Source organism: Bacillus sp. JKS001846 (assembly GCF_900176455.1).
In the GTDB taxonomy this organism is placed as follows: domain Bacteria; phylum Bacillota; class Bacilli; order Bacillales; family Bacillaceae_G; genus Bacillus_A; species Bacillus_A cereus.
In genome coordinates, this window is the sequence record NZ_FWYG01000001.1 from 4,315,407 (window position 1) to 4,327,517 (window position 12,111).

A 12,111-nucleotide genomic window follows, 5' to 3' on the forward strand; every position below is an offset into this window, starting at 1 on the left:
AATTCGCAATTATTTTCTTAAAATAATTTTAATACTTCTTTTGTCGTCACAATCGTAGCAAACTCTTCATGTAAATTTACAAGTGTCATATTGTGAATATCCTCTGCACTATACTCCTTACCATCTAAACCTTTACGGTTAAAAGTAGCCGTTGCATCACTCACTAAATATGTTGTAAATCCTAAATTCCCTGCCATTCGTGTCGTAGTTTCCACACAGTGATTTGTCGTTAATCCTACAACCATTACTGCATTACATTTGTTCTTTCTTAATTGCTCTTCTAAATTTGTCCCAATGAACGCGCTGTTAACGAATTTCTGAATAACCACTTCACCAAGTAGTGGTTGCACTTCTTCTTTAAAGTTTACCGTTTCCGCTCTCTCATAAAACATTGACTGCGCATTTTCTTTATTTACATGTTGAATATGAAAAACTGGTCGTTCCCTTTTTCTCCATTCTTCTAATAAAATTCTCATGTTTTCTTCAGCAAAAATATTATTTCTCTCGCCCCAATCTGGTAATTGAAATGCCTTTTGTACATCGATTATGATAAGTGCTATTTGATTTTTCATCATTTCCCCCCTTAATTTGGCTGTAATTGAAATAGAAAACCAAGTTGTTGTGACGCAGTAATAAAGCAAACATAGGCGCAAAGCTCTACAATTTCTTTTTCTGTCCAATATTGTTTTAATACGTGAAACATAGTATCATCTATTGCTTTTCGGTCATGAACAAATGTATGCGCAAAAGTAACGGCTACACCAATCTCCTCTGCCTTTTGCACATCATCAGGTCTTCCTTTTGCCATACAGTACGGACATTCATTCCCATACGCTAATGTTCTTCTCACTTGCTCCTTCAACTCTGCTGAAAGAGTTCCTTTATTGTACAGTGTATCTTCTAACGTACTCCACGAATGTAATATATCCGAATTATGCCCTAATAACTTTTGAAACTTTGTATCTCCTACATTTGATAATGAAATTCTCTCCATCATTTCCCCTCCTATTCCCTTCTGTTTTATTGTAAAATAAATAACGTTCACTTTACATTTCATATGAATCTTAATTTATATTTTCCCTTTACAAAAATCATTATTTTACTGGAGGTATATTTACAAATGCAATTAGACCGTGTTGATCGAAAAATTTTAAATGAATTATATAATGATAGTCGCCTTTCGATGCGTGAATTGGCGAAACGAGTAAACTTATCTGCTCCGTCTACTTCAGAACGTGTTCGTAAGCTCGAAAGCGAAGGGGTTATTCAAAAATACACAATCGATATTGATTATAAAAAGGCAGGACTCGTTTTAGATTGTATTTTAGAAATCACTTTAAAAAATGGTGATACAACACGTATGCAACAGTTTATTCAGTCTTATCCATCTGCAAGTTTTTGTTACCGAGTAACAGGAAGCTTATGCTACATTGTAAAAATTTCTGTTCCTTCACTCGTCGAACTGGAAGAATTTATCAATGATGTTTCTTCATATGCAACGACCGTTTCTCATATCGTATTATCAGAAGTATCTCTTACTCCTGATATTGAACATATCTTCCCAGAAGATTAATTTATTTTTATTCATAAAATATAAAAAAACCCCTTACAATAAGAATAAAAATAATATATTATGTATTAAAATACATAAAGTTCGAGAAAGGGGCTTTACATTGAAAATCTGGTTTTATGAAAAAACGGCACAATTAGATGACTTGCTTGGTATTTGGGACAATGTTCCGACCATCCCGCGAATTGGTGAAAAAGTGGAGATTTTAAAGACGGTCCGCACTGTTACAGATATTAAATATGTAAAGAACGGTAATAATTTTCGTGTGGAAATTATTACAAATTAAAAAGTAGCTCTTAAGGAGCTACTTTTTAATTATCTATTATGTGCTTTCTTTATAACGATTTTATCTTCTTCTACAGATACTGTTACATAATCATTTTCTTCTAACCGAAGCTTATTTACAGCCTCATCTGGTAACTCTATGGCCATCAATCTATCGGTTACGATCACTTGACTATACACTTCATTTTCTTGTGATGAACTCACTACTTTTTGCTCATTTATAAAACGTACTGGTGGCACGCCAACTTCTTTTACTGTACGCCATTGTTTCCAAACATAAGGAATTAACCAAAGTAATCCAACAACTGTAAGACCGATACCAATCCATAAATTACTTTGCGCTTGTAATTCAGTAATTGAGATTGTACCACTTTCTTCTCCACCGAAAAATTGCATACTTGTTGCAATCTAAGTGAATTTTATGTAATAAAAATCCCCGTTTTTACAAGCGGGGATTTCTTTTATTATAATACGTCACGTTTTTGGAATAATGCACTTGATGCTACAAGTAACACAACAAAGTATGCAGCTACAAGTAATAATGAAGTTGTAAATGTAAATTCTGTAAATGTTGGTTCTACTCCGCCACTAATTAATTTATTGCTATCGTAAGCTCTTAAATCCAAATGGCTAAATACTACAAACTTCGCTACACCTTTTGCAAACATCATTAATACCATGTTAATTGTACCTTGTAAGAATAATAGAAACATCGTAATAATTATTGGTAATACAGACTTTCTAAACACGTTTGCTAAGAAAAATGCAAGTGTTGCAAAGAAAAATGGTGATAACAGCTGATATACAATTGTTTTTAAAGCAATTCCTAACGTTAATTCAGTTTTACTACCGTCCATTACAATTATACCAATAATCATAGCAATTAACGTACTAGCAAATACGATAAATAACATCGTTAATAATACTGTAATATATTTAGAAAATAAAATTGTCATTCGTTTTCTTGGACGAATTAATAATTGCTTAATCGTTCCTTTTTGGAATTCATCTGTAATTGTACGAGAAGCTATTGTAATTCCAAAGATCGTTGTGAATATCATAATTAAGCCGATATTTGAACTTGCAAAATCTAAGTAAGATCCACTTAAGCTACCAGCGTCGCCCCATTTCGCCAATACTACTGTTCCTAAAATCTCTAATAAAGCAATGACACCAATTAAAATATACATACCTTTTTTCGCATGCAACTTTAAAAATTCATTTTGAATTAATTTAAACATTACGCTTTCACTCCCCCAGTAATCGCTAAGAACTCATCCTCTAACGTTTTATTTTGAACAGTAACGCCATATACAAGCACATCAGCATGAACAAGTTTTTTTACAAGTTGCGGAATGTTGTCTTTTGTTACAGATGCTACAATTACATTCCCTTTTGCTTTACCTTTAATGATTTCATTTGCTTTCTGAACTTCATCTACTTCAAACGCTACAACGACTGCCTCATCATGTTTCACTTTTTCATGTAAGTTGTACTCTTGTACAAACTCACCTTGTTTAATAATAACGACGCGATCACACATTAATTCAATTTCACTCAATAAGTGACTTGATACGATTACAGCAATATTCTCTTCTTTCGCTAAACGTTGTAAATAATCACGAATTTGGCGAATACCAGCTGGATCTAGTCCATTTGTCGGCTCATCTAAAATTAAGATTTTCGGCTGATGAAGTAATGCCTGTGCAATTCCTAAACGTTGTTTCATACCAAGTGAATATGTTTTCACCTTTTTATGAATCGCATGCTCTAATTCAACAAGCTTTACAATCTCAGCAATCCGCTCTTTACTAATTGGTGTAATGGCCATATTCGCAAAATGCTTTAAGTTTTGCATTCCTGTCATATAATCATATAGTTCAGGATTTTCTACAATCGCTCCAATTTGCTCTAGTGCCTTTTCACGCTCCGAGCGAATACTATGTCCACAAATTGTAATATCGCCCTCTGTCATTGAAATAAGACCTGTCATCATACGGATCGTCGTCGTCTTACCGCTACCATTCGGTCCAAGGAATCCGTATACTTCTCCTTCACGAACCTCAAATGATAAACCACGAATAATTTCCGTTCCACCAATCCTTTTTCGAACATTCTCTAACTTTACTACTACGTTTCCCAATGCTGATTCCTCCTTTAGACTTCTAGTTTTTTATCGATAATGTGACCTGTAACTACTAGTAATATAATTGTTAATAAACAATTAAAAAATAGATTTAAAATTGTAACCTCTGTACCAGAATAAAATGATGTATTTAAAAAACCATTTTGATCTATAAATCCAATATTATTTATAGCAAACACATACTTTTCTATTTGCTGAAAAATATACGTTATTCCTCCATTAAATGCGGTAAAAATGACGAATAAAACTAAACAAGCAACTTTATTCATCGATGATTTCACATTGAATAGTTTTACAATTACTATAATAAAATAAATAGAAACTAGCATATTAAGAAAATCTAGTCCCCATAAGAAAATAGATAATATATGATGTAATATTCCATAATTATATAAACTGTGTATTGCTTGCTGAATACCTAAATTAGTTTTTCCATTGTAAATATTTAAAGAAAAATAGTATAGAAAAATGATTCCTATTCCTAGTAAAATCATAAAGAGTAGTACACAGAATAAAATATTTGCACATATATACTTTTTTGCTGAAATAGAAGTATAACGTAGCATAGAGTTTTTTAACATTTTCCGAAAAGACGATATACCTGTTAAAAGAATTGCAAATCCATTTATACCTAGTACGATAAAGAATATAATAATAATTATATCTTGCCTACCTGAAATTCTAACTCCTGAAACTCCTTTCATATTAAATAAAAGAATGAATGAAACTGTAATAAAACCAAAGTAAATAATGGCTATCTTTCTCTTATTACAATTATACAGATAACGAAAAAGCTGACTCATTTCTCATAGGCCTCCTTAAACAGCTCATGTACTGCTTTACCCTTTTGAAATCGTAGTTCTTCCACATTTTCATGCAATATTATTTCTCCATCTTTCAAAAAGATTACTTCATCGAATATATTTTCGATTTCTCTTATTAAATGAGTCGATATAAGTAGCGTACAATCTTCACGATAAAATTTAAGTATTAGCTCAAGTACATGTTCTCTAGAAACAAGATCAATCCCGCCCAACGGCTCATCCAGTACGTATAGCTTCACTTTTCGAGAAAACGTTAAAATAATCTGCAGCTTCTCAACCATACCTTTTGACAATGCTGTAATTTTTTCTTCTAACGGTATTTTAAATTCTGCAATCGTATCTACCGCTTTTTGAATATCGAAGTCTTTATAAAAATCTCGGTAAAAAAATAAAGCATCTTTTACAGTCATCCAATCATCAAAGACTGGCTTATCAGACATAAATGAAACGATTTCTTTCGTCTGTAATCCTACCTTTTTACCGTCTATTGTAATACTACCTTCAGAAGGGTGTTGCAAGCCTGCAATCATTTTCAATAACGTCGTTTTCCCGCTCCCGTTATCTCCAACAAGCCCAACGATTTTCCCTTCCGTAATCTCTATGTTTAATTCACGAATCACTGCTTTTAATCCGTATCTCTTCCATAAGTTTTCTATTTTCAATAGCTCTGTCATTGGCTCTCCTCCCTCTTATCATGTAATGAAGAACGAAGAATTGTAAGAATTTCTTCTTCTGAAAAACCTAAATTGTCCATTCCATCTATAAAAGAATGAAGTAATTCTTTCGCCATCTCTTTTCGCAGCTCCATAATTTTCTCCCCTTCATTCGTTACATACCGTCCCATTCCTCTACGTGTGACAACAACTCCATCCCGTTCTAGCTCTTGAAATGTACGCTGAATCGTATTTGGATTCACTTGTAATTCACTCGCTAATTCACGGACAGAGAGAATTTTATCACCAGGCAATAAATGTCCTGTTACGATCTCTTTTTTTATGTATTCCATTACCTGAATGTAAATTGGTGTATTTGGAGAAAACTCTATTTTCATTTCTTCCCTCCTTTTGTATCGGTGTACTAGTTAAATAATACACTGATACAAAAGGTTTGTAAATACCCATTTAATTACAAAAAAGTTCTATCCGTTAACCGAATAGAACTTCCCAAATATAAATCGCTATACAAAAATAATAGTGTTATGTAAACAAAATTATAAAGAAAAGCTGTCTTATCAATCAATAAGACAGCTTTTCCTTATAATCCTATATTAAAAGTTAAACACGAAGTCATCGTCAGCTAACTTTTCAACGTTCGTTGCTTTTACGTAACCATTTCCTTTTACAGAGAAGAAATCATGGTTTTTCGTATCTGTACGTAAACCATTTAAAACGATTGGGTTAATTTCTTCTTCTTCAAACTTCGGCTCAAGTCCTAAGTTCATAAGCCCTTTATTTGCATTGTAACGAACGAAACGATTTACATCTTCTACAAGACCGATAGAAGTGTAAATTTCTTCTGTATAGGCCATTTCAATTTCATATAGTTCCATTAATAACTCTTGTGTTTCTTTTTGCACTTCTTGTTGCTCTTCTACAGAAAGTTCTGCGAAGATTTGTTGTGCTAAAATACCGACGAATACGCCGTGAATTGACTCATCCTTTTACCTTCACATAAGTTCGCTACTCCTATGCCGTTTATACAGCTTACAGTTTCCTGTAAGAAGAGACTATATCATCTACCTTCTCAGGTAGCCCTCCATTTCGATTTAAGGGATTCTCACCCACCGCTTGGCCCTACTCCTCTTGCGGAATTTCACCGCCATTGGGATAGTCGTTGAACGTTCCTTTATCTACGTATCGCACCCACCACTGTTTATACAGTTTTCGATGTCTGATACTTCCGTACATGTTATCGCTAGATAAAGGCTTCGCTGCTGATTGCCCTATCAGCTATTCTCCTTTCCATCTATTGATAGTTAGAGAATAACCTGAATGCATATATTCATCAATAATAATACAGATAAATTTACAATAGGGGGTCCCAGCAATTAAAAGGGTTTTTCAATTGGTATCTCTACCAAAAGCCGCCATAAGTTAACGGATAATAAGGTTAATAATTTCACCACTTGCCGTCAGTTTACCTTGACCAGCTAAGTAAAGTGGATAGAAAAATCCACTATAGAATAAGTAACTTTCTAAGAACACACTTGCTACCATTGCCATGTATAACTCTTTTTTCGTTACTTCAGGCTTTAATAAACGACGATAGTAACTAGTAATAATACCAGCTTTTTTCTCAAGTAACGGATGATTGTCTACCCAGTCAAAAATATCATCAATTTCTTCTTCTGTAGCTAATGTTGTGAAAATGTGACTATAACTTTTCGCATGTACTTCTTCCATAGCTCCCATGAAAGCTAATACACTTTTCGCTTGTAAATTTTCAAGATGAACAAGTACAAGTGGCATTCCTTCGCCACCTTGTTTCGTATCTAAAAGTGTTAAACCACCTAATACACGCTTATAAGCAATTTGCTCTTCTTTCGATAATTGCACCCAAGTATTTTTGTCAGACGAAACCGCGATTTCTTCTTCTGTCCAAAACTGAGCGATGTTTTGCTTCCAAAACATTAAACTGAAATCATCTTCCTTTTTATTCCAGTTAACAGCGCGCATTGAATCACCCCTATATCTATTATTGTTCTACTGAACGGTTAAATTTCCATCTAACAATGAAAAGCTAACCGTTTAGTAGAACAAACCAAGTATGAGCAGGGTTCATAACCCTGCTCATACTATTGGGTTATTCATTTAGTATGGCAATATGCCATTAAACGGTACAAGCCACACACTCTTCCACGCTTAATTTACGTGTTCTCGTATAATACAGACTCTTTAAGCCTTTTTTATGTGCATAGATGTAGTAACGTGCTAATTCACGTGTTGAAATATCACTATTAACGTAAAGAATTGTACTAATTCCTTGGTCAATATGTTCTTGAATTTCTGCGATTAAATCAATTAATTTAAACTGATTCATATCGTAAGAAGATTTATAGTACCAGAACGTATCTTTTGATAAATACGGCATTGGATAATATGTTGTCGCATTCGCATATGTTCTTGATTCGATTTGACTTACGATCGGCATTACGCTTGAAGTTGCATTTTGAACGTAACTGATTGATTGTGTTGGAGCAATGGCAAGACGATATGAGTTGTATAAACCATTCTTCTGCACTTGCTCTTTTAAACTTGTCCAATCTTCTTTTGTCGGAATATGAATTCCTTCAAATAGTTGCTGAACTTTTTCAGTTACAGGACTGTAATCTGTCGTTTCATACTTTTCGAAGTATGTGCCATTCGCATAATCAGATTTATCGAAGTCTTTAAATGTCTCGCCTTTTTCTGTAGCGATTTCCATACTTTTCTCAATAGAATAGTAATTTAACATCATAAAGAATGTACGAGCGAATTCTTTCGCTTCTGCACTTTCATAAGCGATTTTATTTTTTGCTAAATATCCGTGTAAGTTCATTGCTCCAAGTCCAACTGAATGAAGCTCGTCATTTGCTTTTTTCACAGTTGGTGCATTCGGAATAATCGTCATATCAGAAACAGCTGTTAAAGCTTCCATTCCCGCATGAACTGCTTCACGAATTTCTTTATTTTCCATTACGTTTACAATATTTAACGATCCTAAGTTACAGTTAATATCACGACGGATAATGTCATCTGTACCGTAATCATTTATTTCTGAAGTTTCTTGAAGCTGGAAGATTTCTGTACATAAGTTCGACATCTTCACAGTTCCAATATCCTTCAATGGATGTTGATTATTTGCATTTGATTTAAACATTAAGTATGGGTAACCAGACTCAAGCTGAATCATAGCGATTTTAATAAGCATATCACGTGCACTAATATCTAGTGGCTTCTTCTTCACTTTCGGATTGCTCATTAATTCATCGTACATTTCATCAATGTCAATATCATCTAAATGCTTGCCATATTCTTTATAAACCGTATAAGGCGCGAAAACATGGAAAGGTTCGTTTTTCTCAGCAAGCTCAAAGAACTTACTTGGAACGATAATTCCGATTGATAGAGACTGAATACGGCTCTTCTCATCGGCATTTATTTTTTTTGTATCAAGGAATTCAATAATATCCCAATGGAAAATGTTTAAATATACTGCACCGGCACCTTTTCGTTGGCCAAGCTGATTCGCATATGAAAACGAATCTTCAAGCAATTTCATAACAGGTACTACGCCACTTGCAGCGTTGTCGATACCTTTAATTTGCTCACCACGTGCGCGTAGCTTAGATAGGTTTAAAGCTACTCCCCCGCCGATTTTTGATAATTGCATCGCAGTATTAATGTTAAAGCCAATTGAATTTAAGCTATCATCCATCTCTAACAAGAAACAAGACACCATTTCTCCTCTTCTGCTTCTTCCCGCATTTAAAAAGGTTGGTGTCGCTGGTTGGTAGTTTTGTTTTACAATCATGCTTGCGAATTGTCTTGCTTTCGAAACATCACCGCGTCCTAAGTATAATGAAACAATTGCTACACGATCTTCATAGCTTTCTAAGTATTGTTTTTGATCATTCGTTTTTAACGCATAATCTTTGTAGAACTTAGATGCTGCCATATAAGATTGGAACTCGAAGTTTTCACCATAAGCGATGTTATATACTTCCTCTACTTCCTCCAAGCTATACTCGTCCAGAACGTTGTAATAGTAATCATGTTCTTTCATATACTCCATTCGCTCTGCCACGCTATTAAAAGGAACGGTATTCTCTCTAGCTTCTTCCATAAAGACTTCTAATGCCTCTTTATCTTTATGAAGCTGATAAAAACCGTCCTGCATTTGCGTGATTTCATTATTCAGTTCAATGTGTCGCAATCTCCCGCACCCTTTCCTTAAAATATTCTACATCGTTATTTGTTCCAGATAACTCAAATTTTGATACAATAGGCACTTCATATTTAGTAGAAATCTTGTCAGCACTTGCACCGAACATGTCTCCCCAGTTACGATTGCCGCTTGCAGATACGCCTTTTAATTTTTCATTATTGCGCTCTAAAAAGTCTAAAACACGTTCTGGTACATTTCCAAAACCTGTTGTATACGTAATAAGAATAAAGTCTTCATCTATTACTAGATCTTCATCAATTTGAACGGCCGGCATATTTAATTTGTGAATGAAACGCTTCACGTTTCCTGTCATAGAATCATATGCAACTAACATTTCCGACCCTCCCTCTCAAATCTATATTCTCTATATGTTGTTCTTGATTTCTCTATATATTGTATTACGTTTCAAAATAAGACACAAGATATATGTATAAATTCTTTCTTTTTTTAACTTTTACTTTTCGACATGATAGCCGTTTTTTTTCAATACAATGACTATGAAACAACATTCTAAAACTCATGTCAATAAAGTGCTTTTCAAAAAAGTTGTCAACGAATTTAACCTTATTTTTAAAAAAGTTAACAATATATTTTGTCATAAAACGGTAGATGCTGAAGAAATATATTTCTCCAGCATCACGCAAAAAAGAACAGATATGAAACTATAATCTGCTCTAAAAAACGATTACATTTATCAAATTTACCTTATTAAATATATTATACATATACTTTCGTTTTTCGTTACATACTAAAAGATAACTATTATAGAAAAAGATTATTATTATGGAACTTCAATTTATTTATGAAAAGTTTATTCAGAGTACTCAATGCGCAAAATATCTTTTACAAATATATGATGTGGATTTTCATCTTTATCAAGCATTGTACATACAGGAGCCTCTTCATCAAAGTATACAATCAGTCCTTCTACGTACTGATATGTATGTTGAACTTGTACAGTTACTTTAATTTCTATTGCTTCTTCATATGCTCTTTTTATTTTCTGAAGCATTTTTGCTGAACATTTTCGTTTCTCTGGATACATAACCATTCCCATAAATCGATTGCCGGCTCTATCTTTCCACATATAATCCCAATGTGGTAAAATGCCTTGTTTAAAATCGCCCATAATTCCCCTCTCCTTTATCTTTTATTTATCCCGCATTAAACGTCCGTTTGGTGAAGGCTACTAATCAGTGAGAGATGCCCTGCTGATCAAAATTCTCCTTTATGAACGTGGCGTTTCTGAATATGTATAAATCACTTGCCCGCCTCGCTGTGCGTTACCAATGAAATGCTTAAAGTCTTCTCTATTTACAACAACTTCTCTGAACGTATAAAATACATCTTTCGTAACAACATACTCCTTTATTTCACCATTTTTTAGCTGATCTAAAATTGTATTTGCTAATTCTTTATCCATGTATTTCACCTCTCTGCAATATTTTATTTTATCTTATATTCTATAGGTCAACAACTGTAAATTTATCCCGCTATTTGCAGGTAGTCCGATTGGTGTTGACTACTAATCAGTCGTAGAATGAACAAAAAATCTTACTGATTAACGTTTCACTTTATCTCGTTGTTATGCCATGATTTTATTTTCGTTATTTCGCAAACAATATTGTTTTACTATATGTCCACTAAATATCATATACTAACATAGCTACTTCTCTATATCAAACATTTCGGCATTCAATTATGCAAAGTTCCATACCACTATGCTACAATATACAAATAGAACTAGGAGGGATACTATGATTCGGAAAGCAAAAAAGACAGATGCAATGGCAATAGCTCCTTTATTGTATAATGCTCTGCATGAAATTGCTGAAAAAATCACAGGTAGCACAGTTGAAGCAGAAGTATTACTAGGACTTGAGACATGGTTCTCAAAAGAAAATAACCGTCTGAGCTACGAAAACTGTTTTGTCTATGAACAAGACGAGAGTGCAGTTGGAATTATTGTCGCTTATCACGGTAGTGAAGCAACACAGCTTGACGCACCAATTGTACATCACTTAAGAGCATTACATAAAGATGAATCAATTACGTTAGAAAAAGAAGCTGAGCTTGATGAGTATTACATTGATACATTATCAGTTTCAAGTGCACACGGCGGAAAAGGTATAGGTTCTAAATTAATTGAAGCTGCCGAAATCTATGCAACTGAAAAAGGGCATAAAAAAATCGCTTTACTTGTTAATTTAGAAAACAAACGCGCCTATTCACTATACGAAAAGTTAGGTTATAAAAAAGATGAAATTGTTATGCTAGTAGGAGAACCTTATGCTCATCTCGTAAAACCATTAAACGTCAAAATTTCTATATCTTAAAAAGAAAGCACACGATTTATATAA

14 protein-coding genes and 4 pseudogenes are annotated in these 12,111 nt (G+C 33.7%); 3 read left to right on the plus strand and 15 right to left on the minus strand.

All coding sequences use genetic code 11. The annotated features are described in order from the left end of the window. Positions 1-17: 17 nt before the first annotated feature. Together B9A45_RS23005 and B9A45_RS23010 are read right to left on the minus strand one after the other, a co-directional pair. Positions 18-572, minus strand: coding sequence for a cysteine hydrolase family protein (locus B9A45_RS23005; protein ID WP_000795748.1), 555 nt, complete (start codon positions 570-572; stop codon positions 18-20). An 11-nt stretch (positions 573-583) separates the two neighbouring features. After that, positions 584-997, minus strand: a complete 414-nt coding sequence (locus B9A45_RS23010; RefSeq protein ID WP_100240212.1) for a carboxymuconolactone decarboxylase family protein — start codon at positions 995-997, stop codon at positions 584-586. Positions 998-1,120: 123 nt separating this feature from the next. On the opposite strand from B9A45_RS23010, the gene B9A45_RS23015 reads away from it, so the two are divergent. Both B9A45_RS23015 and B9A45_RS23020 read left to right on the plus strand, forming a co-directional pair. Further along, entirely contained in the window at positions 1,121-1,573 is a 453-nt protein-coding gene (locus tag B9A45_RS23015; protein ID WP_001175505.1) for an Lrp/AsnC family transcriptional regulator, read from the plus strand. Between the two features lie 100 nt (positions 1,574-1,673). Continuing rightward, positions 1,674-1,856, plus strand: a complete 183-nt coding sequence (locus B9A45_RS23020) for a DUF3913 family protein (protein ID WP_000707107.1) — start codon at positions 1,674-1,676, stop codon at positions 1,854-1,856. Between the two features lie 29 nt (positions 1,857-1,885). Here the strand turns inward: B9A45_RS23020 and B9A45_RS23025 are convergent. From B9A45_RS23025 to B9A45_RS23085, 13 genes and pseudogenes are all read right to left on the minus strand, one after another. Next, a pseudogene (locus B9A45_RS23025) lies at positions 1,886-2,263 on the minus strand (AbrB/MazE/SpoVT family DNA-binding domain-containing protein); the annotation flags it as partial. Between the two features lie 56 nt (positions 2,264-2,319). Next, on the minus strand, positions 2,320-3,096 hold the full coding sequence (locus B9A45_RS23030; RefSeq protein ID WP_000475438.1) for an ABC transporter permease: 777 nt from the start codon (positions 3,094-3,096) through the stop codon (positions 2,320-2,322). Further along, positions 3,096-3,998 carry an ABC transporter ATP-binding protein gene (locus B9A45_RS23035; RefSeq protein WP_000528820.1) on the minus strand — a complete coding sequence of 301 codons (903 nt, stop codon included), beginning with the start codon at positions 3,996-3,998 and terminating at the stop codon, positions 3,096-3,098. The genes B9A45_RS23030 and B9A45_RS23035 overlap by 1 nt, the downstream gene beginning before the upstream one ends. A gap of 14 nt (positions 3,999-4,012) precedes the next feature. Then, entirely contained in the window at positions 4,013-4,804 is a 792-nt protein-coding gene (locus B9A45_RS23040; protein ID WP_000080438.1) for a hypothetical protein, read from the minus strand. After that, on the minus strand, positions 4,801-5,499 hold the full coding sequence (locus B9A45_RS23045; RefSeq protein ID WP_000137748.1) for an ABC transporter ATP-binding protein: 699 nt from the start codon (positions 5,497-5,499) through the stop codon (positions 4,801-4,803). The genes B9A45_RS23040 and B9A45_RS23045 overlap by 4 nt, the downstream gene beginning before the upstream one ends. Beyond that, a complete protein-coding gene (locus B9A45_RS23050; RefSeq protein WP_053513479.1) occupies positions 5,496-5,876 on the minus strand; it encodes a GntR family transcriptional regulator in 381 nt (126 codons plus the stop codon). The genes B9A45_RS23045 and B9A45_RS23050 overlap by 4 nt, the downstream gene beginning before the upstream one ends. A 216-nt stretch (positions 5,877-6,092) precedes the next feature. Beyond that, positions 6,093-6,500, minus strand: a pseudogene (locus B9A45_RS23055) (ribonucleotide-diphosphate reductase subunit beta); the annotation flags it as partial. A 118-nt stretch (positions 6,501-6,618) separates the two neighbouring features. Further along, positions 6,619-6,726 (minus strand): annotated as a pseudogene (locus B9A45_RS33250) (nuclease); the annotation flags it as partial. Positions 6,727-6,924: 198 nt separating this feature from the next. Beyond that, positions 6,925-7,500 (minus strand): annotated as a pseudogene (locus tag B9A45_RS23060) (ribonucleotide-diphosphate reductase subunit beta); the annotation flags it as partial. Positions 7,501-7,654: 154 nt separating this feature from the next. Further along, entirely contained in the window at positions 7,655-9,739 is a 2,085-nt protein-coding gene (gene nrdE / locus B9A45_RS23065; protein WP_001215839.1) for a class 1b ribonucleoside-diphosphate reductase subunit alpha, read from the minus strand. After that, the gene (gene nrdI / locus B9A45_RS23070; RefSeq protein WP_000959447.1) at positions 9,726-10,085 is read right to left on the minus strand and encodes a class Ib ribonucleoside-diphosphate reductase assembly flavoprotein NrdI; all 360 of its coding nucleotides are present in this window, start codon (positions 10,083-10,085) and stop codon (positions 9,726-9,728) included. Before nrdI ends, nrdE begins: the two co-directional genes overlap by 14 nt. A 477-nt stretch (positions 10,086-10,562) precedes the next feature. Further along, complete coding sequence (locus B9A45_RS23080; protein WP_000502197.1) at positions 10,563-10,880, minus strand: hypothetical protein; 318 nt, start codon at positions 10,878-10,880, stop codon at positions 10,563-10,565. Positions 10,881-10,979: 99 nt separating this feature from the next. Beyond that, positions 10,980-11,174, minus strand: coding sequence for a hypothetical protein (locus B9A45_RS23085; protein WP_000356684.1), 195 nt, complete (start codon positions 11,172-11,174; stop codon positions 10,980-10,982). A gap of 334 nt (positions 11,175-11,508) precedes the next feature. Between B9A45_RS23085 and B9A45_RS23090 the strand changes: the two genes are divergently transcribed. Then, positions 11,509-12,087 carry a GNAT family N-acetyltransferase gene (locus B9A45_RS23090; RefSeq protein WP_000619548.1) on the plus strand — a complete coding sequence of 193 codons (579 nt, stop codon included), beginning with the start codon at positions 11,509-11,511 and terminating at the stop codon, positions 12,085-12,087. Positions 12,088-12,111 lie beyond the last annotated feature (24 nt).

Excerpts from the sequence above, each read along its gene's own strand:
- B9A45_RS23005 (WP_000795748.1), bottom strand. The coding sequence starts at position 572 with ATGAAAAATCAAATAGCACTTATCATAATCGATGTACAAAAGGCATTT.
- B9A45_RS23015 (WP_001175505.1), top strand. The coding sequence starts at position 1,121 with ATGCAATTAGACCGTGTTGATCGAAAAATTTTAAATGAATTATATAAT.
- B9A45_RS23050 (WP_053513479.1), bottom strand. The coding sequence starts at position 5,876 with ATGAAAATAGAGTTTTCTCCAAATACACCAATTTACATTCAGGTAATG.
- B9A45_RS23080 (WP_000502197.1), bottom strand. The coding sequence starts at position 10,880 with ATGGGCGATTTTAAACAAGGCATTTTACCACATTGGGATTATATGTGG.
- B9A45_RS23030 (WP_000475438.1), bottom strand. The coding sequence starts at position 3,096 with ATGTTTAAATTAATTCAAAATGAATTTTTAAAGTTGCATGCGAAAAAA.
- B9A45_RS23045 (WP_000137748.1), bottom strand. The coding sequence starts at position 5,499 with ATGACAGAGCTATTGAAAATAGAAAACTTATGGAAGAGATACGGATTA.
- B9A45_RS23040 (WP_000080438.1), bottom strand. The coding sequence starts at position 4,804 with ATGAGTCAGCTTTTTCGTTATCTGTATAATTGTAATAAGAGAAAGATA.
- B9A45_RS23085 (WP_000356684.1), bottom strand. The coding sequence starts at position 11,174 with ATGGATAAAGAATTAGCAAATACAATTTTAGATCAGCTAAAAAATGGT.
- B9A45_RS23010 (WP_100240212.1), bottom strand. The coding sequence starts at position 997 with ATGATGGAGAGAATTTCATTATCAAATGTAGGAGATACAAAGTTTCAA.
- B9A45_RS23090 (WP_000619548.1), top strand. The coding sequence starts at position 11,509 with ATGATTCGGAAAGCAAAAAAGACAGATGCAATGGCAATAGCTCCTTTA.
- nrdI (WP_000959447.1), bottom strand. The coding sequence starts at position 10,085 with ATGTTAGTTGCATATGATTCTATGACAGGAAACGTGAAGCGTTTCATT.